We start from the raw sequence: 18,819 nt of genomic DNA on the forward strand, positions 1-18,819 counted from the left end.
TGGAACATAGGAAGAACGGGAGGCGATTTCCAGAGCCGCGGCGCGGTCATCAACCGATTGTTGCGGCGCGGCGTCAACGTCGTCCGGGTGTCGCCGTTCCGGCGATCGACCATCGCGCGCGCCGCATGGCGGCCGGCTTATCCGGCACGCTTTGCGGGCCACCGGGGCCAAAAAGCAGAAAGGCCGGCGCGAGGCCGGCCTTTCGTGTCTCGGATTTCGTCTCCCGCAGGAGCGCGCGAGGCTCAGTACTTCGCGACGACCGGGCCGCCCCAGCGATAGTTGATGCGGGCGGTGACGATGTCGGCGTCCTGCTTGACGCGCTCGACAGCGGTATTGGTGAAGGTGACGTCCTTCTTGTCGAGGAACAGGTGATTGTATTCGACCGCGAACGACCAGTTCGGGGTGAAGCCGTATTCCAGACCGGCGCCGACCGCCGCGCCCCAGCGGGTTTCCGAAGCCGTCCCGGTCACGAGACCATCGGCGCGCCGGATGAACTCGTACTTGTCGCTGACGACCGCCGCGCCGCCCTTGGCGTAAAGCAGGGCGTTGTTCCAGGCGTAGCCGATCCGGCCGGTGAACAGGCCGAAGGCCTCGACCTTGCTCTGGTTGTCGAACAGGCCGCCGAGGACGGTGACGTTGGAGCCCTTGAAGTCGGCCCAGTTGCCCTGCGCTTCGAGGCCGAACACCCAGGTGCCCATCTGCCAGTTGTAACCGATCTGACCACCGGCGGTGGCGCCCGACGCATCGTGGCAGCCTTCGCCGAGATTCGTCGCAAGCGGCGTCGCGGTGGTGCCCGCGAAGTCCCAGCACTTGCGGCTGGTGCCCCAGCCGCCGTTGGCGCCGATGTAGAAGCCGGACCAGTCGTACATCGCGACGATCATCGGCGGCGCCTTGGTGTAAGGACGGGCGGCCAGATCGGCAGCCATCGCCGGCGCCGCACCCAATGCAATCAGAGCCACGCTTCCCAGCAAAAACTTTTTCATCGCAATGTCCCCAGGTTGTCCGTCATTGTCTGCTTCGCGTGGTCCCCACCGCAGAAGCCGACGGCGCGAGCGCCTTCTGTTCAGTGAGGGAACTATACGCAGCTCGGCGAAAAAAGCAGTCTCCGAAAAGCAACACTCGCCGACGAAGAGCGCACCGGAACACGATGAATCTTCTAGAACAATTCTTCTTTGCCGCACCTAACTACCAGTTCCCACGGCTCTGTCGCGACGCCCTCGGACCGGTCTGCCGCAAAATCCTGCTGTCTCACGTGGTGAAATTGCTTTTTCAGCGAACAAAAATAGAACATAATCGTGCAATCCCGGTGGATAACGGGGGCGAGCGCGGTGTTTGCCGCCGCCGGAGGATGGGCGGCGCGCAGCGGACAGCGTAAGCGCTAGAGCGACAGCGAGGCGTCGGGGTGCGTGGCGTAGGGCCGGGCCTTGCGCGGTGTTTGGTTTCGATTCGAAGGAGACGGCGATGGCGGGAAGCGTGAACAAGGTGATCCTGATCGGGAATCTCGGCGCTGATCCGGAGATCAAGCGGACGCAGGACGGGCGGCCGATCGCCAATCTGCGGATCGCGACCTCGGAGAGCTGGCGCGACCGCGCCACCGGCGAGCGCAAGGAAAAGACCGAATGGCACCGCGTGGTGATCTTCAGCGAGGGGCTGTGCAAGATCGCCGAGCAGTACCTCAAGAAAGGCTCGAAGATTTACCTCGAAGGCCAACTGCAGACACGCAAATGGACCGATCAGAGCGGCGCCGAGCGCTACTCGACCGAGGTCGTGCTGCAGAACTTCAACTCGGTCCTGACGATGCTCGACGGCCGTCCCGGCGGGGGCAGCGGCGGCGGCTACGGTGCGGACGATTCGTCGGGCGGTGATTTCGGCTCGAGCGGTCCGTCGAGCAGCGCGCCGCGCCGGCCGGTGGCGGCGAGCGGCGGCGGTGGCCGCGGCAGCGACATGGACGACGATATTCCGTTCTGAGTTTTCGGCGGGTGGGGGCCTGCGCGGCCGCCTGGGCAACCGGGCGGCCGTTGCCGTTTCAGGGCAGGGCAATCGGCTATGAGCTGCAGCGTCCGCAACGAGTCGTCCCCGCGCAGGCGGGGGCTGGGCCAGATCCGATCCCATGCGTTTCAGACGCCGGCCGTTTCAGTCGCTGATCAGCGCGTAGGCCAGCAGCACCTGGCTCGCCGCAAACAGCGTGCCGAAGATCCGCTGGTTGTGACGGGCGAGCCAGCGCGGCAGCCAGATGTCGAAATTGTCGGCGCGGTCTTCGGTGTAGCGCGCCGCGACCGCGGTCAGCGGGCAGCGCATTCCGTTCAGCAGCAGCACCACCACCTCGCCCCAGACGAACAGGCTCATCCACAGCGCGGCGGTGAGCTGGCCGAGCAGGGTGGCGACCGGAATCGCCACGATCGAACTGGCGAAGAATGCCCAGATCGTGGTGTGCAGCGCCCGGACCACCGTCAGCGCCCGGGCGCGGCTCTCGGCCGGGCCGGTCGTCGGCGACGCCGTCACGCAGCTTCCCCTGCGTCGCCGTTGTGGGTGGCCATCACCTTGTCGATCCGCCGGCCGTCGAGATCGAGAATTTCGATCCTCCACCCTTGATAGTCGAACCGGTCGCCGATCACCGGCAGCGCGCCGAAATGCTGCAGAATGAGGCCCGCGACGGTGTGGTAGTCGCGATGCTCCGGGATCGGCACCCGCAACAGATCACCGAATTCGTCGACCGGCATCCAGCCCGCGATCAGATATGAGCCGTCCTCGCGGCGCACCGCGGCAGGCTCCGCCGGGCCGTCCTCGGACCCGAACGCGCCGACGATCGATTCGAGAATGTCGGCGGTCGTGACCACGCCCTCGAAGGCGCCGAATTCGTCATAGACCAGCGCCATATGCACCGACGATTTCCGCAGCGTGGCGAGCACGTCGCGGGCGTCGGCGGACGACGGAATCACCGGCGCGTCGCGCACCAGCGCGCGCAGGTCCGGCTTGTCGCCGCGCAGATAGACCTCCAGCATGTCCTTGGCCTGGATGATCCCGATCGGGTTGTCGCGATCGCCGTCGGTGACCGGCAGGCGGGAGTGCGGGCTGCCGAGGAAAGCCTCGCGGATCGCCTCGGACGGATCGCCGAGATCGACAGAATCCACATCCGGCCGCGGCGTCATCACCGCGCCGACCGGCCGGTCGCCGAGCCGCATCACGCCGGCGATCATCTCGCGCTCGCCGGGCTCGAGCACCCCGGCGGTTTCCGCTTCCAGCACCAGATTGTGGATCTCTTCCTCGGAAATCTTCTCCTCGGCCGCGCCGCCCTGGCCGAGCAGCTTCAGGATCGCCCTGCCGGACAGATCGAGGATGAACACCACCGGCCGCGACACCGTGGCGATCACGCTCATCGCCGGGGCGACCTTGGCCGCGACCGCTTCCGGATCGCGTAGCGCGACCTGCTTGGGCACCAGTTCGCCGACGATCAATGTGCCATAGGTGATCAGCGTCACCACCAGGCCGAAGCCGATGATGTCGGGAAACGGCACGGCGAGTTCGGCCAGCGTCTCGCTCAGGCGTTGACCGAGCGTCGCGCCCGAGAATGCACCCGACAACACGCCGACCAAAGTGATGCCGATCTGGACCGTCGACAGGAATTTGCCGGGATCGTCGGCCAGCACCATCGCCTGCCGGGCACCGCGAACCTTTTTCTGAGCCATGAGCGCCAGCCGGGCCGGTCGCGACGACACGATCGCCAGCTCAGACATCGACAGCAAACCGTTGGCGACGATCAGTCCGACAACGATTGCCAATTCTACCGATAACATGGCGCCAGCGTCGCCCCCTCTGCTGTTTACACTGGCGCAACAGATAGGATGCCGGTGCCCTCAAAGGAACCGGGGGTCGGGTTTATCTTTGGGGTCTCGGCGGGCTCAGCGACCGGTCTCGGCGCGCTTGGCCTCGTCCCACAGAGCGTCCATCTCGGCGAGGCCGGCGCTGTCCGGCGTCCTGCCGCGCGCCGCCAGCGCCCGCTCGATATAGCCGAAGCGGCGCTCGAATTTCGCATTGGTGCCGCGCAACGCCATTTCCGGGTCGGCGCCGGTGTGGCGGGCGAGGTTGACCAGCGCGAACATCAGGTCGCCGGTCTCCTCGGCGATATCGCGCTTGTCGCCGCGATCGAGCGCGTCCTCGATCTCGTCGGCTTCCTCGCGGATCTTCTTCAGCACCTCGCGCGGGTCGTTCCAGTCGAAGCCGACCCTGGCGGCCTTGCGCTGCAGTTCCATCGCCCGCGACAGCGCCGGCTGTCCGGGTTTGACGCCGGCGAGCACGGATACCGGCGGCGCTTCGGTCTCGCCGCGGCGGGCGGCGCGCTCGGCCTTCTCCTCGGCCTTGATCCGGTCCCACACGCCCTCGACATGCGACGGCGCGATGTTGCCCTGCGCGTCGGCGAACACATGCGGATGGCGGCGGATCATCTTGGCCGTCACCGCCGCGACAACGTCGCCGAACGCGAAGGCGCCGCGCTCCTCGGCGATCCGGGCATGAAACACCACCTGCAGCAGCAGGTCGCCGAGTTCGTCGCGCAGATCGTCGAGGTCGTTGCGGGCGATCGCTTCGGCGACCTCGAAGGCTTCCTCGATGGTGTAGGGCGCGATCGACGCGAAGTCCTGCTCCAGATCCCACGGGCAGCCGGTGTCCGGCGTGCGGAGCTGCGCCATGATCTCGATCAGGCGGGAAATGTCGCGGGAAGGGGTCATGAAGCTGGTCCGGACAGGAGGAGTGTCGGCTTCCTATGCCGCAACCGGGCCGTCCGTCCCAGCGAAATCGAGGGTGATTTGGCGGCGGCGGCGCGCGGTGCTAGAGCGACGCGCATGACCGAACCACGTTCCGAAAAGACCGCGCTGGTGCTGTTCTCCGGCGGGCAGGACTCCGCCACCTGCCTGGCCTGGGCGCTGTCGCGCTTTGCGCGGGTCGAGATGGTCGGCTTCGACTACGGCCAGCGCCACGCCGTCGAACTCGACTGCCGCGACAGGCTGCTCGACGGGTTCCGCGCGATCGATCCGGACTGGGCCGCGAGGCTCGGCGACAGCCACACGCTGGCGATCCCGACGCTGAGCGCGATCTCCGACACGGCGCTGACCCGCGACGTCGAAATCGCAATGGGCGCCGACGGCCTGCCCAACACCTTCGTGCCCGGCCGCAACCTGATCTTCCTGACGTTTGCGGCCGCGCTGGCCTATCGCCGCGGCATCGCCGACATCGTCGGCGGGATGTGCGAGACCGATTATTCCGGCTATCCGGATTGCCGCGACGACACCATCAAGGCGCTGCAAGGCGCGATCAGCCTCGGCATGGCGCGCGACTTCGAGCTGCATACGCCGCTGATGTGGCGCGACAAGGCCGCGACCTGGCAGCTCGCGCATGATCTCGGCGGCACCGCGTTGGTCGATCTGATCCGCGAACATTCGCACACCTGCTATCTGGGCGAGCGCGGCGCCCGTCACGACTGGGGCTATGGCTGCGGCGAATGCCCGGCCTGCGCGCTGCGCGGCAAGGGCTGGCGGGAGTATCGGGCGCGGACGGAGTAGCTCGCGCAAAAGTCATCGCCATCACACCTGCGTATGATGGATTCCGGCGCGCCGATCGCGATGATCGCGGCAATATCGGCAAGCCGAGGATCACGTGCCGCCAGCTCGATCGCAACCGTGTGCTGAAATCCGTCTCGCCGCTTTGGCGCTGTCGCTCTTGTGGCTGTCGATCGTGCCGGCGGCCGCGGCGGATTGCGCGGCCGATGCGCCGTCGCCACCCGGCGGCCGCTTCGCCGCGGTCACCACCTTTTTCGACAACGAGGTCGCCACCGGAAAGCTGCCCGGGGCGGTGGTGCTGGTCGAGCAGCGCGGCAAGCCGACCTATCTGCAGTGCTTCGGCGTGCGCGACGTGACGCGGCGCGCTCCGATGACGCCGGATACGATCTTCGCGCTGCGCTCGATGACCAAGCCGATCACCAGCGTCGCGGCGATGATGCTGATCGACGAAGGCGAGCTGTCGCTGGCCGATCCGGTGTCGAAGTACATTCCGGCCTTCGCCAGCGTTCAGGTCGGGATCGAGGCGGTCGCCGCCGACGGCAGGCCGGTGCTGAAGCGCGTGGCGCCGATCCGGCCGGTGACGATCGAGGACCTGATGCGGCAGACCTCGGGCATCACCTACGAATATATCGGCGGCGAACTGATCCAGCAGGCGTATCGCGACGCCGATATCTTCGCCGGCGCGTTCGACAACGCCGAATTCGCGGAGCGGATCGCCCGGCTGCCGCTGGCGCGCCAGCCCGGCACGCTGTGGCGCTACGGCCATTCGACCGACGTGCTCGGGCGCGTCATCGAGATCGTCTCGGGCCAGACGCTGTATCAGTTCGAGAAGCAGCGAATATTCGATCCGCTCGGCATGACCAGCACCAAATACGTGCCCGACAATGACGACGAGCGGGCGCGGATGGCCGAGCCGTTGCCGGACGATACGGTGCTGGTCGATTCCGAGCGGCAACGCCGCGCCCATCCGGAGTGGCAGTCCGGCGGCGGCGGCCTGATCTCGACTATTACAGACTATGCGCGCTTCGCCCGGATGATCCTGGGTGGCGGCGAACTCGACGGCCGGCGCTATCTGAGCCCGGCGGCGTTCAAGGCGATGACCACCGATCATATCGGTCCGGGCTCGGGGGTCGAGCGGGATTACTTCTATTTCCCCGGCGACGGCTTCGGTTACGGCTACGGTTTCGCGGTCCGCACCGAGCCGGGCGAGGCGAAGCCGCCGCCGCCGGGCTCGATCGGCGAATTGAAATGGGACGGCGGCAGCGGCACCTATTTCGGCGTCGATCCGAAGCTCGGCGTGATCACCATCCTGATGCAGCAGACCGAGCGCGAACGGGGACGCGACGTGCCGGCGTTCAAGAAGCTGGTCTACGACGCCTTGGCGGCGAGCGACTGAAGCAGCGCGCGCCGGCCGGCGAACGTCGTCCACGCCGACAGCGCCATCCGGCCCTTGATGCTCATCGCTTTTTCAAGCGTCAGCAATTGCTCCGGCTCGCAGCCGAGCCGCTTCTTGTAGTCGTAGCCGCCGGCGCCGAGATCGAATTTGCGGACGCCGTTTTCGATCAGCCAGCGGATGATCTCGCTCGCCAGCACGATGCCCGGCGAGCAGCGGCTCCATTGCTCGCCGAGATGCGCGAGCCGCACCGTCGTGCAGCTCTGCTGATGCAGCAGGCTGTAGGCGAGCGCGACGATGCTGCCGCCGGATTCCAGCACCGACAGCATCGCGAAGCGCTGCGCGACGCCGCGCTCGAACACTTCGCGGTAGAAATTCGAATAGGCCGGCTGGTCGAGCACGTAGCGCTTGCCGCGCGCCGTGATCCGCGCGCGCTGGAAACGGTCGAGCCGGTCGAGCAGGCGGCTCGCCTCGGCGTCGTCGGTGATCATCCGCACGGTCGCGCCGCCGACCGTATCGAAGGCGCGGTGATGCTGGCGCAGCGCCTTGCGGAATTTGCGCGGACGCGCGGCCAGATAATCGTCCCAGCTCGCGGGCAGGGCGGCGGCGTTGCGCACCGAGCCGGGCGCCGTGCCGGGCAGCATCGCCAGCGGATTGGCGCGGCCGTCGACGGCGCGCGGCAGGTTGCACAGCCGGATCACGTCGACGGGCGGCAATGCCGACAGCACCGCCTCGAACGCCTCGGCAGCCGCCTCGGGCGTCGCCGGCGCGGCGGGGCCGAGCAGCGGAAAGCCGTAATCGGACACCGAGAGGTCGGCGAATTCGACCAGTGTGAGGCCGTAGAAGCGCCGCAGCACCAGCGGCAGCAGCATCGCGATCTCGCCGCGCAAGCTGTCGCGGACGGTGATCAGCAGCGGCTCGACATCGGCCGATGGCGCCAGCACCTGCAGCCAGGGCGCCAGCCAGTTCGGGGATTGAAACGGCGTCACTGCCGCCTGCGGACCGAGAGCCGCGGCGCGTTCGAGGAACCTGCCGACGTCGGAGGTGGATTCGGCAATGTAGCGGTTGGGGGCTTTCGTCGCCCAAACGATCGACCGTTCGCTCGCTTCGATCTGCAACATCGACTCTCAATCCAGCCCCGGATCATTCTGCCGGACCAACCAGCAGAATGACGCTTGCGCCGATCAATATCGTTGATCCGGTCCTATCCCGGGGTGATTTTGCATCGGCAGCGTTAACGACCTTCCCGCGGATTGCCGTGCATCTCCGGCCCCGCGAGAAATCAGGTCGGCGGAGTGAAATCGGCCGGCTGCAATTCGATCGGCTGGCCATGCGGCGTCCGGTCGGCGGCGTGGTCCCAGGCGTCGCGATAGCGCGTCTGCGTCGCGGCGCTGGCGACGCCCTTGTCGGCGATCAGCCGTTCCAGCGTCGCGAGCCAATGCAGGTAATAGGTGTCGCCATTGTCGGGATCGCCGCGCTGCTGCGCCCGCTTGATCTCGTCGGCGAGCGCGGCCGCCCATTCCGGCCAGGTGAACAGCCCGCGCGCGTGCAGCGTCACGGCGAGCGCGAAGGCGTGCGCTTCCCACGGCTCGCGGAACACCGGGCCGTCATCGTCGCGCGGCAGGCCGGGCACGCTCCGCGCCGCGATTGCAGCCGCGTCCGCATCGGCCGTCATCGTGCCGGCTCCAGATAGCTTTCCCAGGCGTCGACCGAGATCCGCGCCGTCGGATCGCCGTCGTCGCCCCACAATTCGCGGCCGTCGAAGGTGACGGTGTAGAGCCATTGCGGCTGTTCGCCGGCGCCCAGCGCGTGGCTGTCCGGAAAAATATGGGCGCCATGGACCAGCTCGACCACGCCGACATGACCGCGGACATAGCGCGGCAGCCGCGTATGGGTGTGCGGGTGGATGTTCCTGGCGCGGACGCGGTCGCCGATCGCGAAATGAGCCGGCGCCGGCGCCGGACGTTCGGTCGGCGCGCCGCGCGCCAGCATCGGCGCGGCATCGTCCGCCGACAGTGCTGCGACGTCGCGGCGCGGATGCAGCGGCCGGGCGGCGGCGATCTCGTCGGACGTGACCAGTCCACGTTCCGCCATCAGCCGCTCGAGGCCGGCGAGCCAGATCTGGTAGTAGCTCTTCGACAGATAGTCCAAGGGCGAGCGGTTCTCGCGGGCGAACCGCGTCATGTCGAGATTCCAGCCGCCGGGCCGTGCCATCGCCAGCGTCAGCGCGAAGGCACGGCGCTCCCATGCGGCGTGAAACAGCGGCTCGTTGGCCTCCGGCACCACCGGGCCGAAGCCGTCCATGCCGCCCATGTCGTGCGCGCCGTCCATCACGAATTCTCCGCCGGAGGCTGTGCCACGCCGGTGCCGATCATGCTGTCGCGGGTGACCAGATCGGCCAGTTGTTCTTCGGTGAAGCCTTCGGTGCCGTCGGGCCGTATCGGAATCACCAGATAGCGGATCTCCGCGGTCGAATCCCACACCCGGATCGCCGTGTCGTCCGGCAGGGTCACGCCGAAATCGGCCAGCACCGCGCGCGGCTCCTTCACCGCGCGGGAACGGTACGGCGCGGATTTGTACCAGACCGGCGGCAGGCCGAGCACCGACCATGGATAGCAGGAGCACAGCGTGCACACGACCATGTTGTGGGTCGAGGGCGTGTTCTCGACGGCGACGATGTGCTCGCCCTGGCGGCCGGTGTAGCCGAGCTCGGCGATTGCGGCGGTCGCGTCCTTGATCAGCCGCGCGCGGTACGCCGGATCGGCCCAGGCTTTCGCCACGACACGGGCGCCGTTGCGCGGCCCGACCCTGGTTTCGTAGGTCTCGATCAGGATGTCGAGCGCGGCCGGCTCGACATAGCCTTTCTCGGTCAGGATCGACTCGAGCGCACGCACCCGCAGCTCGGTGTCCGACAGTTCCGAATGGTCGTGATCGTGTGAATGGCCGTGATGATGATTGCTCATGCGACGCAACATAGATTGGAAAATGTTGCGCTGTCGAGCCGGGAAGCTGCTAGCCTCGGAACAACCAAGAATGCAGTTGGGAGGCGGCGTGGCGGAGTTCGTGACGATCGAGCGGGGGCTCGGGCCGGAGGGCCGCGTCGCCGTGGTGCGGTTCGACCGCGGTGACGGCATCAACGCGCTGTCGCCCGACGCGATGCGGCAATTGACCGACGCCGCGCGCAGCTTCGAGGACGACGGCGCCACATCTGTCGTGGTGCTGGCCGGCAGCGCCCGGGCGTTCAGCGCCGGCTTCGATCTGAAGGACCCGGAGGGACGCAGCCGCGCCGGAATGGATCTCGGCGAACTGCGCCGGCATCTCAAGCTCGGCCCGCGGCTGACGCGCGCCTGGCAGGAGATGGAGCAGATCACCATCGCGGCGATCGAGGGCTTCTGCATCGGCGGCGGCGTGGCGCTGGCGGTGGCGCTGGATTTCCGGGTGATGGCGCGCGACGCGCATATCCGCGTGCCGGAGATCGGCCTCGGCATGAACATGAGCTGGCAGAGCGTGCCGCGAATGCTGCATTTGATCGGCCCGGCGCGCACCAAGCAGGCGGTGATCCTCGCCGAAGACAAGATCAGCGCGAACGAGGCCTATGAATGGCGGCTGGTCGAGCATCTGGCCGAGCCGGGGCAGGCGTTCGCCGCCGCGATGGCGCTGGCCGACAAGGTCGCGGCGCAGCCGCCGATGTCGGTGGCGATGACCAAGCTCACCGTCAACCGGCTGGCGCACGCGCTGGATGACCTCGCCAGCCACATGGACCTCGACCAGTTCGCGCTCGCCGGTATGAGCGAGGACCACAAGGAAGGCGTCGACGCCTTCCTGCAGCGCCGCAAGCCGCGGTTTCACGGAAAGTGAGCAGCGGCACCGCGGGTTTCGCGCTAGGATCGATCAAATCAATCTGGGAGGTATTCGATGATCACGACGATCGTGCAGTTCGCGCTGTCAGAGCCGATCAGTCTGGAGGAGGCGGCGAAGCGGTTTCGCAGCAGCGCGCCGAAGTATCAGAAAATGCCCGGCCTGATCCGCAAGTACTATATCCGCTCGGAGGACGGCCGCACCGCCGGCGGCGTGTATCTGTGGGAATCGCGCGAGGCCGCCGAACGGGTCTATGCCGGCGAATGGCGGCAGCGGGTGGCGCAGCTGTACGGCGCGGAGCCGGTGATTTCGTGGTTCGACAGCCCGGTGATCGTCGACAACGCGCTGGGCGGCACGGTCACCGCCGCGGCGTGAGCACCGCCGCCCGCGTTAGCGCCACATCCCGCGCATCCGCGCGCCAATGTCGATCGGTGCGGCTTGCCGGGTGGGATAGCCGGGCGAGGCGGTCACCTTCAGCCAACTCGTGCGCTCGAACAGGTTCAGGAGCCTGTCCGGAATGAAGCGGCTGCGCGCGGCGTAGACGTGGCGGTCGCCCATCGCGTTCTGGCCGTGGGTGAAGAAGCGCTGCGGCACCACGAGATGCAGATCGTCCTTGGCCCGCGTCATCGCCACGTAGAGCAGGCGGCGCTCCTCCTCGATCTCGGCGGAGGTGCCGGTGCCGAGATCGGACGGCATGCAGCCGTCGACGACGTTGAGCACGAATACCGACTTCCATTCCTGGCCCTTGGCGGAATGGATCGTCGACAGGATCAGGTAGTCTTCGTCGAGCAGCGGCACGCCGGCCTGATCGGACGTCGCATCCGGCGGGTCGAGCGTCAGCTCGGTGAGGAAGCGTTCGCGCGACGGATAGCCCGACGCGATCTGCGCCAGTTGCACCAGGTCGGCGCGCCGCGTCACCGCGTCGTCGTGAATCCGGTCGAGATGCGGTTCGTACCACAGCCGGGCGCGCTCGATCTCCGCCGGCCAGCCGGCGCGGCCGTCGCGCAACTCGCCGATCGCGTCGACGAAATCGCGCCAGTCGGGCGCACGCGGCGGCGCGGGCACGGCGGCGAGGGCTTTCAGCGGATCGGCGACGGCGGTGATCGCGTCCAGCGCCTTCTGCGCGGAAGCCGGCCCGATCCCCTGCAGCAGCAACATGACGCGGAAACCGGCGACGCGGTCGCGCGGGTTCTGCACGAAGCGCAGCAGCGCCAGCATGTCCTTGACGTGGGCGGCGTCGAGAAATTTCAGGCCGCCGAACTTGACGAAGGGAATATTGCGCCGCGTCAGTTCGAGCTCGAGCGGCGCCGAATGCGAGGAGGTGCGGAACAGCACCGCCTGCTGCTTCAGCGTGGTGCCGCTCTCGCGATGCTCGAGCACGCGCTCGACGATGTAGCGCGCCTGATCGGCCTCGTCGCGGACGGCGACGAGCTGCGGCCGCGATCCGGTGGCGCGATCGGTCCACAAATTCTTGGTGAAGCGTTCGGCGGCGAGGTCGATCACGCCGTTGGCGGCGCCGAGGATGGCCTGCGTCGAGCGATAGTTGCGGTCGAGCGTGACGATCCGGGCCGGCGGGCTGAACGCCTTCGGGAAGTCGAGGATGTTGCGCACGGTCGCGGCGCGGAAGGAATAGATCGACTGCGCGTCGTCGCCGACCACGGTCAGGCCGCGGCCTTCTGGCTTCAGCCCGAGCAGCACCTGCGCCTGCAGCGCGTTGGTGTCCTGATATTCGTCGACCAGCACGTGGTCGAAGCGCGCGCCGATCTCGTCGGCGAGCGACGGTTCGGTCATGGTCTGCGCCCAGTACAGCAGCAGATCGTCGTAATCGAGCACGTTGTGGCGCTGCTTGGCGTCGACATAGCCGGCGAACAGCTGCTTCAGCTCGGCGGCCCAGCCGGCGCACCACGGATAGTTGGCGCCGAGCACGACATCGAGCGCCAGCCCGGCATTGACGCAGCGCGAGTAGATCGACAGGCACGTCGCCTTGGCGGGAAACCGGCTTTCGGTCCTGGAGAAGCCGAGATCGTGGCGGACCAGGTTCATCAGGTCGGCGGAATCCTCGCGGTCGTGGATCGTGAACGCCGGATCGAGCCCGATCCGCTCGGCGTATTCGCGCAGCAGCCGCGCGCCGATGCCGTGAAACGTGCCGGCCCAGCTCAGCGCGCCGCCACGCGCGGCGCCGTCGCCCATTACCCGGCGGGCGATGCGCTCGACACGGCGGGTCATTTCGGCGGCGGCGCGGCGCGAGAACGTCATCAGCAGGATGCGATGCGGGTCGGCGCCGTTGACGACGAGATGCGCGACGCGATGCGCCAGCGTGTTGGTCTTGCCGCTGCCGGCGCCGGCGATCACCAGAAGCGGCGGGCAGGGACCCTCGCCCACGCCGTGCTCGACGGCGCAACGCTGCTCCGGATTGAGGCCGTCGAGATAGGTTGCGGGCAGAGACACGAATCAGCGCCTGTCGGGATGAGGACCGACGGTCCCTGATTCCTGCTTTGTTCGCAACGCCGATCGCGGGCCCGGCACGGCAGTTCGCGGCTTCATCCACGGAACTCCGCCTGTATCGAAAATGTCGCGCACGGACGGCTATGCTCGCGCGTGCGTTCGGCTATCCTCGATAGCGGCGGTCGCGGATGAGCCGCGCCGGCCTGACAACGCATTTGGCGCTTCGCGCCGGTCGAACACGCATGGGGGTAGGCTTGATGGCAAGACGATCCATTCTCGTTGGGACCGCAATTCTGGTCATGAGTTCGGGTACGGCGATGGCGCTGGAACTCGATACGCTGTCGATCACCAGCGGCCAGCTGGTGATCACCGGCAAGACCAGCAAACCCAATCAGGAGGTCGAAGTCGTCGCGACCGGCGACAAGGTCAAAAGCTCGTCCTCGCGACGCTTCCGGTTCTCGCTGTCGTATCTGCCGGAGACCTGCAAGCTCGACCTGAAATCAGGCAACGAGACGTTGAAGGACCGGCTGGTCGCCAATTGCGGCCTGCGTGGCCCCAAGGGCGAACCCGGCGCCGCCGGCGCTGTCGGCCCGGCCGGTCCTGCGGGGGCCGCCGGCCCGGCGGGCCCGACTGGCCCGGCAGGCCCCAAGGGTGATGCCGGTCCCAAGGGCGACGCCGGTCCGACCGGGCCAGCGGGTCCCGCAGGCCCAGCTGGTCCCGCCGGTCCGGCCGGCCAGAAAGGCGAGCAGGGCGAGGCGGCCCCGAAGAACTGACGCGTCGAATCCCGTCCGACTATTTTTGGCCGCCCGACGGTCGGTCGATCCTGCGCGTTACGCCAAAAACTGCGGCGCAGGCTGGAAAGACTGGCAAGGTCTTCGGACTGATGCACAACCATCCACAAGCATGGTGTCGGGCAGCCCGCACTTTCGGCATCCCAGATAAGCCTATGACGAATCGTGTGTATCTAGATATTCCATAATATACCTTATGCGAATTAGAGATCGTCGGTTGAACAACGCCGAGCGCTTGGTGTCGATCCCCCCATAAGAGCGCATTTCATCACATATGAACGTCGCGACGCACCCATAAGACCGTCGCGCTTTCGGCGGGACGAAGTTGAGCTGCCTCGCCCTAGCCGTCTCCGACCTTCAATTCCGGCTCTTCGGCGCAAATCGAAGCGAGAAAATCGATGAACCGCCGCACTCGCGAAGGCATGCGTCGTCCGGCAGCGGTCACTGCGTTGATCGGAAAGGACGGCGGCGCATGCTGATCCAGAATTCGTACAACCTCGCCGGAGGCCACCACATCCGTGAACAACCAACTCGCATGGTGGGCGATGCCAAGGCCCGCGAGGACTGCGCCGCGGACATGCTCGGCGTCGTTGGTGCGGAATGCTCCCCCTCCGTCGATCGTGACCGGTAGGCCGTCAACCTGGAAACCCCACCCGATGATATCCCCTTGGTAGATGTAGCTGACACGCTGGTGGTCATGCAGTTCGTTGACCGTTTGCGGCGTGCCATGTTGGGCAAGATAGCCGGCGGAGGCCACGGTCATCATCCGCATGTCGCCGATGTGCCGGGCGACGAGCGCTGAATCGGAGAGCCGACCGATACGGATTGCGACATCCATTCCTTCCTCGATCAGATCGACGTGTCGCCCGGAGATTTCCATCTCGATCGCGACGTCAGGGAAACGGCGCCTGAAGTCCGGCAGCCGGGGGATGACGAACATTCTCCCGAACGCCGGCGAGAGCGTCACGCGGACCAGCCCCGAAGGGGCCGCCTGCCCCTCGAGGATTCTCTCTTCGACGAGGTCGATATCCTGAAGGATGCGGACGGTGGCCTCGTAATAGTCCTGTCCTGCGGGCGTCACGGCGAGAGCACGGGAGTTTCTCGAGAGCAGTTGCGTCCCGAGCCGCGCTTCAAGCGCGGCAAGCTGTTTGCTGACGGTGGGTTGGCTGACGTTCAAGTCACGCGCCGCCTGCGAAAAGCTTCCGCTTTCGACAACGCGCACGAACATCCTCATCGCATCCAGCCTATCCATCGCTGATCCCGATCAATTCCATAATGGAATAGATGGAATTCTAACTGGCTCAATTTCATTCGCCAATAGAATGTGAGAGCTTTTTCTAGGCCGCCCGTCCCGGGCCGCAAACCGAAAGCGAAAAGTCATGGCGATGAAGATTTATGGTGACGCGGGCTCGGGAAGTCTGCGTCGCGTGAGCACGGCGGCGAAGATCATGGGCATCGAACTCGAACGCGTTAACGTCGACCTCTTCAAAGGCGAGAGCCAGACCGACGAGTTCAAATCACGCCTCAATCCCCATGGCCTGACGCCGGTTCTTGAGGATGGAGACACCATTCTGTGGGAAGCTTCGGCGATCAATCTGTATCTTGCCGAGAAGGTGAATTCGCCGTTGGTCGGTGTCACCCGAGAGGAGCGCTTCCAGGTTCTTCAGTGGATGTTTTGGTCGGGTGAACAGTGGCGCACCTTCACCACCACTATCTTCGACGAGCGCGTGGCGAAGACGGTTATGGGCTTACCGAAGGAAGAGTCTCTCGTCGCGTTCGCCGAGGGCAAGATCCGCGCCGCAGCAAAGGTGCTCGACCGGCATCTTGAAGGCCGCAAGTTCATGGTCGGCAATGCACTGACCTTTGCCGACATCGATATTGCGGCGCCCTTTTCCCAGGCCGGTCGCGCGAAGTTTCCGTTCAAAGAGTTTCCGAACCTGGTCGCTTGGCACGACAACCTTCTCCGTTCGTTCCCAGCGTGGGCGGAGACGAAGGCTGAGGTCGATGACCGGATGGAAAGCTTCCTGGCGAGCGTCGGCATGAAGCTGTAGTTTCAAAGCCTCCTATCTGTCGTTCTGGCTCTGCGCGAAGGTCTTAGGCCACCGTTCGTTACGCCAACTCCTCCACTTGGCTCTAAAAAGCGCGACGTCTTTATGGGGTAGCCCCCCTGTTACGACGGTCTTATGGGGTGAATCGCGTTTTCTTATGGGGTGCGACCGCCTCAGAAATCCTTGAAGATTTTCGATTTCACGTCGCTCTTATGTGGGGAGCATCACTTGGACGGTCCCGCTACGCAGTGGTCCATGGGGACTGCATGATGTTACGAGCAGCGGCATCATTCGCAGGAAATCACAACGGAAGCCCCGTGAAGAAGCCGCCCCCCGGCAAGAGGTCCATCGATGCATCGAGTTCACCGTGAAAACCACCTCATCGAGCGCATCGGCTGGCTGCGGGCTGCCGTGCTGGGCGCCAATGACGGGATCATTTCGACGGCCAGCCTCGTCGTCGGCGTGGCGACGGCCGCAACCTCCTCCAAGGACGTGCTGATCGCCGGAGTCGCAGGTCTTGTCGCCGGCGCGATGTCGATGGCCGCGGGCGAATACGTTTCGGTCAGTTCTCAATCCGATACTGAACAGGCCGATCTGGCGCGCGAACGCAAGGAGTTGGCCGATTCACCGGAAGACGAACTCGAAGAGCTGACGAAGATATACATCGACCGGGGAATCGGACCGGAATTGGCCCGGCAGGTTGCGGAGCAATTGACCGCCAAAGACGCGTTCGCCGCGCATGCAAAGGACGAACTCGGGCTGAGTGCGCACGTCGTTGCACGGCCGGTGCAAGGCCGCACTGACGTCCGCCTTGACGTTTTCCGTCGGCGCAGCCTTGCCGATCGGCATCGTCCTGCTCTCGCCAACGGGCTCGACCTCCGTTGCCGTGTCCGGCGGATCGCTGATTTGCCTCGCGATCCTAGGTGCCGTCAGCGCACGAATTGGCGGCGCCGGGATGGTCAAGCCGACGCTTCGGGTGACGTTCTGGGGCGCGCTGGCAATGGCTGCCAGCGCCGCCATCGGGGCTCTGGTCGGACACGCGGTCTAGCGTGCGGCCTCGCCGCCGTTCGTGGCAAGCCCCCACCTCTTCTCTTCATGGACCGAACTCCGAGCCCCACACCCCGTTCGATCCCGAGATGATCCTTCTCGTCTTCGCGCGATGTCGATAGTCTCGTCGGCATCGCACCCTTTGTGGCGGGAGAAGTTGTCATCATTGATCCCGTCATACTGAAGCTGGCCGTCGCCCTCGGGGTCGGTCTATTGATTGGCGCCGAACGGGAACGTCGCAAGGGCGCGGGGCCGTCACGATCTCCGGCCGGAATACGCACGTTCGCCGTCGCTTCGCTTGTTGGAGCAATCAGCTTCATTGTCGGCGGCGTCACGCTGTTTGCCATTGCGACCGCCGGTGTGGTGCTGTTGGTCACGGTCGCCTATTGGCGTGTGGACGAGGACGATCCCGGACTGACAACCGAACTGGCGCTGATCGCCACCGTTCTGCTTGGCGGGCTGTCGATGCAACAGCCAGAACTCGCCGGCGGCGTTGCGGTTGTGCTGGCCGTCTTGCTGACGGTGAAATCTCGGCTTCATCGGTTTGTCAGCACATTGCTGACCGAAAACGAACTCGAGGATGCCCTGGTCTTCGCCGCGGCTTCGCTCGTTGTCCTGCCGCTCGTACCCGACCGTGCAATGGGGCCTTACGGGGCGCTCAACCCGCATGCGATCTGGGTCATCGTCCTTCTCGTGATGGCAATCAGCGCTGCCGGCTACCTCGCAGTCCGGCTTCTCGGTTCGCGTTTCGGATTGCCGATAGCAGGACTGGCATCCGGCTTCATCTCGAGCACGGCAACGATCGGCGCCATGGGTGCGCGGGCCGCGAGGTCAAAAGAGGCTCTGCCGGCTGCCGTTGCCGGGGCGGTGTTGTCGACGATAGCGACGATCGTCCAGATGACGGTTGTTCTGGCTGCGACGAGCATGACCACCCTGCAATCCCTGGCGACTCCATTGCTTTGCGCAGGTCTGGCCGCCGTTGCCTATGGCAGCGCATTCACGATACTCGCCTTGCGACAACAGGTGGACGGAGATCCACAGCAAGGCCGCGCCTTCAGTCTCTCGACGTCATTGCTGTTTGCATCCATCCTGGCCGTTATTCTGGTGGCCTCCGCAGCGCTGCAGGACCTGTTCGGCGAGAAGGGCACTGTCGTCGCAGCAGCACTCGCTGGCTTTGTCGATACGCATTCCGCCGCTGTTTCCATCGCCTCGCTGGTGTCGTCGGAAAAAATCACCTCCAACGATGCCATCCTTCCAATTCTGGCCGGGCTTTCGACCAACACAGTCAGCAAGATGGTGTTTGCCACCGTCAGCGGTGGACGCCCGTTCGCAATCCGGGTGATCCCGGGGCTGGTCATCGTCGCGCTGGCGGCATGGGCAGGCGCCCTGCTCGACGTCAGGATGGTCTAAACACGCAAGGCATCGATCGCGTTTCGAATGCAGATCCGAGACATCGGGTGCAACCAAGGAATGCGTTCTTGATGAACGCGCCCTTTGCGTGCAATTCTGGTGCCGGCTGCGAGTAGTCGGCCATACCTGGCACGCCGGCCGGCGGCCGCATCTCTTCACCGAAGCCACCGGCACGGCTCGGACGGGCCGGCTTCGGCTGCCACAATCCCCTCGGTGATGGCGGGAAATCGCTTGACCGCGCTGGGCCGAAATGATGACCAGAGGCCGGTCGACTC

Annotated in this window: 18 protein-coding genes and 1 pseudogene; 9 read left to right on the plus strand and 10 right to left on the minus strand. The window is 65.9% G+C overall.

Going from position 1 to position 18,819, the window contains the following annotated elements; translation table 11 throughout:
* Window positions 1-242: 242 nt before the first annotated feature.
* Complete coding sequence (locus tag ACTZWT_RS04965; protein ID WP_444768610.1) at window positions 243-983, minus strand: outer membrane protein; 741 nt, start codon at window positions 981-983, stop codon at window positions 243-245.
* 478 nt (window positions 984-1,461) lie between these two features.
* Between ACTZWT_RS04965 and ACTZWT_RS04970 the strand changes: the two genes are divergently transcribed.
* Window positions 1,462-1,968 (plus strand): single-stranded DNA-binding protein, encoded by a 507-nt coding sequence (locus ACTZWT_RS04970; RefSeq protein ID WP_444768611.1) that lies wholly within the window; start codon window positions 1,462-1,464, stop codon window positions 1,966-1,968.
* Between the two features lie 165 nt (window positions 1,969-2,133).
* On the opposite strand, the gene ACTZWT_RS04975 is transcribed toward ACTZWT_RS04970, so the two are convergent.
* The 3 genes from ACTZWT_RS04975 to mazG all read right to left on the minus strand — a co-directional run bounded on the left by ACTZWT_RS04975 (window position 2,134) and on the right by mazG (window position 4,724).
* Window positions 2,134-2,502 carry a hypothetical protein gene (locus tag ACTZWT_RS04975; protein WP_444768612.1) on the minus strand — a complete coding sequence of 123 codons (369 nt, stop codon included), beginning with the start codon at window positions 2,500-2,502 and terminating at the stop codon, window positions 2,134-2,136.
* Window positions 2,499-3,794: a hemolysin family protein gene (locus ACTZWT_RS04980; protein ID WP_444768613.1), complete on the minus strand. Its 1,296-nt coding sequence runs from the start codon at window positions 3,792-3,794 to the stop codon at window positions 2,499-2,501. The genes ACTZWT_RS04975 and ACTZWT_RS04980 overlap by 4 nt, the downstream gene beginning before the upstream one ends.
* A gap of 105 nt (window positions 3,795-3,899) precedes the next feature.
* Window positions 3,900-4,724 (minus strand): nucleoside triphosphate pyrophosphohydrolase, encoded by an 825-nt coding sequence (gene mazG, locus ACTZWT_RS04985; protein WP_444768614.1) that lies wholly within the window; start codon window positions 4,722-4,724, stop codon window positions 3,900-3,902.
* A gap of 114 nt (window positions 4,725-4,838) precedes the next feature.
* On the opposite strand from mazG, the gene queC reads away from it, so the two are divergent.
* Together queC and ACTZWT_RS04995 are read left to right on the plus strand one after the other, a co-directional pair.
* Window positions 4,839-5,555 carry a 7-cyano-7-deazaguanine synthase QueC gene (gene queC, locus ACTZWT_RS04990; protein ID WP_444768615.1) on the plus strand — a complete coding sequence of 239 codons (717 nt, stop codon included), beginning with the start codon at window positions 4,839-4,841 and terminating at the stop codon, window positions 5,553-5,555.
* A 142-nt stretch (window positions 5,556-5,697) separates the two neighbouring features.
* Window positions 5,698-6,948 (plus strand): serine hydrolase domain-containing protein, encoded by a 1,251-nt coding sequence (locus tag ACTZWT_RS04995; protein WP_444769201.1) that lies wholly within the window; start codon window positions 5,698-5,700, stop codon window positions 6,946-6,948.
* Here ACTZWT_RS04995 and ACTZWT_RS05000 read toward each other — a convergent pair.
* The 4 genes from ACTZWT_RS05000 to nthA all read right to left on the minus strand — a co-directional run bounded on the left by ACTZWT_RS05000 (window position 6,921) and on the right by nthA (window position 9,908).
* Entirely contained in the window at window positions 6,921-8,066 is a 1,146-nt protein-coding gene (locus ACTZWT_RS05000; protein ID WP_444768616.1) for a GNAT family N-acetyltransferase, read from the minus strand. The genes ACTZWT_RS04995 and ACTZWT_RS05000 overlap by 28 nt on opposite strands.
* Before the next feature lie 161 nt (window positions 8,067-8,227).
* Entirely contained in the window at window positions 8,228-8,620 is a 393-nt protein-coding gene (locus ACTZWT_RS05005) for a nitrile hydratase accessory protein (protein ID WP_444768617.1), read from the minus strand.
* Window positions 8,617-9,276, minus strand: coding sequence for a nitrile hydratase subunit beta (gene nthB, locus ACTZWT_RS05010; protein ID WP_444768618.1), 660 nt, complete (start codon window positions 9,274-9,276; stop codon window positions 8,617-8,619). The genes ACTZWT_RS05005 and nthB overlap by 4 nt, the downstream gene beginning before the upstream one ends.
* On the minus strand, window positions 9,276-9,908 hold the full coding sequence (gene nthA / locus ACTZWT_RS05015) for a nitrile hydratase subunit alpha (protein WP_444768619.1): 633 nt from the start codon (window positions 9,906-9,908) through the stop codon (window positions 9,276-9,278). Before nthA ends, nthB begins: the two co-directional genes overlap by 1 nt.
* Before the next feature lie 70 nt (window positions 9,909-9,978).
* Between nthA and ACTZWT_RS05020 the strand changes: the two genes are divergently transcribed.
* Window positions 9,979-10,803, plus strand: coding sequence for an enoyl-CoA hydratase/isomerase family protein (locus ACTZWT_RS05020; protein ID WP_444768620.1), 825 nt, complete (start codon window positions 9,979-9,981; stop codon window positions 10,801-10,803).
* A gap of 57 nt (window positions 10,804-10,860) precedes the next feature.
* Entirely contained in the window at window positions 10,861-11,178 is a 318-nt protein-coding gene (locus tag ACTZWT_RS05025) for a YdhR family protein (RefSeq protein ID WP_444768621.1), read from the plus strand.
* A 15-nt stretch (window positions 11,179-11,193) separates the two neighbouring features.
* Here the strand turns inward: ACTZWT_RS05025 and ACTZWT_RS05030 are convergent, their stop codons facing one another.
* Window positions 11,194-13,251 carry an ATP-dependent helicase gene (locus tag ACTZWT_RS05030; RefSeq protein WP_444768622.1) on the minus strand — a complete coding sequence of 686 codons (2,058 nt, stop codon included), beginning with the start codon at window positions 13,249-13,251 and terminating at the stop codon, window positions 11,194-11,196.
* A gap of 296 nt (window positions 13,252-13,547) precedes the next feature.
* Here ACTZWT_RS05030 and ACTZWT_RS05035 point away from each other — a divergent pair, with 296 nt between their 5' ends.
* Window positions 13,548-14,021, plus strand: a complete 474-nt coding sequence (locus ACTZWT_RS05035; protein WP_444768623.1) for a collagen-like protein — start codon at window positions 13,548-13,550, stop codon at window positions 14,019-14,021.
* Between the two features lie 358 nt (window positions 14,022-14,379).
* Here the strand turns inward: ACTZWT_RS05035 and ACTZWT_RS05040 are convergent, their stop codons facing one another.
* The gene (locus tag ACTZWT_RS05040) at window positions 14,380-15,291 is read right to left on the minus strand and encodes a LysR family transcriptional regulator (protein WP_444768624.1); all 912 of its coding nucleotides are present in this window, start codon (window positions 15,289-15,291) and stop codon (window positions 14,380-14,382) included.
* A gap of 127 nt (window positions 15,292-15,418) precedes the next feature.
* Here ACTZWT_RS05040 and ACTZWT_RS05045 point away from each other — a divergent pair, with 127 nt between their 5' ends.
* The 3 genes and pseudogenes from ACTZWT_RS05045 to ACTZWT_RS05055 all read left to right on the plus strand — a co-directional run bounded on the left by ACTZWT_RS05045 (window position 15,419) and on the right by ACTZWT_RS05055 (window position 18,544).
* On the plus strand, window positions 15,419-16,090 hold the full coding sequence (locus ACTZWT_RS05045) for a glutathione S-transferase family protein (protein ID WP_444768625.1): 672 nt from the start codon (window positions 15,419-15,421) through the stop codon (window positions 16,088-16,090).
* A 348-nt stretch (window positions 16,091-16,438) separates the two neighbouring features.
* Window positions 16,439-17,135 (plus strand): annotated as a pseudogene (locus tag ACTZWT_RS05050) (VIT1/CCC1 transporter family protein).
* A 143-nt stretch (window positions 17,136-17,278) separates the two neighbouring features.
* Window positions 17,279-18,544: an MgtC/SapB family protein gene (locus tag ACTZWT_RS05055; protein WP_444768626.1), complete on the plus strand. Its 1,266-nt coding sequence runs from the start codon at window positions 17,279-17,281 to the stop codon at window positions 18,542-18,544.
* The last annotated feature ends 275 nt before the right edge of the window (window positions 18,545-18,819 follow it).

It is taken from the genome of Rhodopseudomonas sp. NSM (assembly GCF_052445935.1).
Lineage (GTDB): Bacteria > Pseudomonadota > Alphaproteobacteria > Rhizobiales > Xanthobacteraceae > Rhodopseudomonas.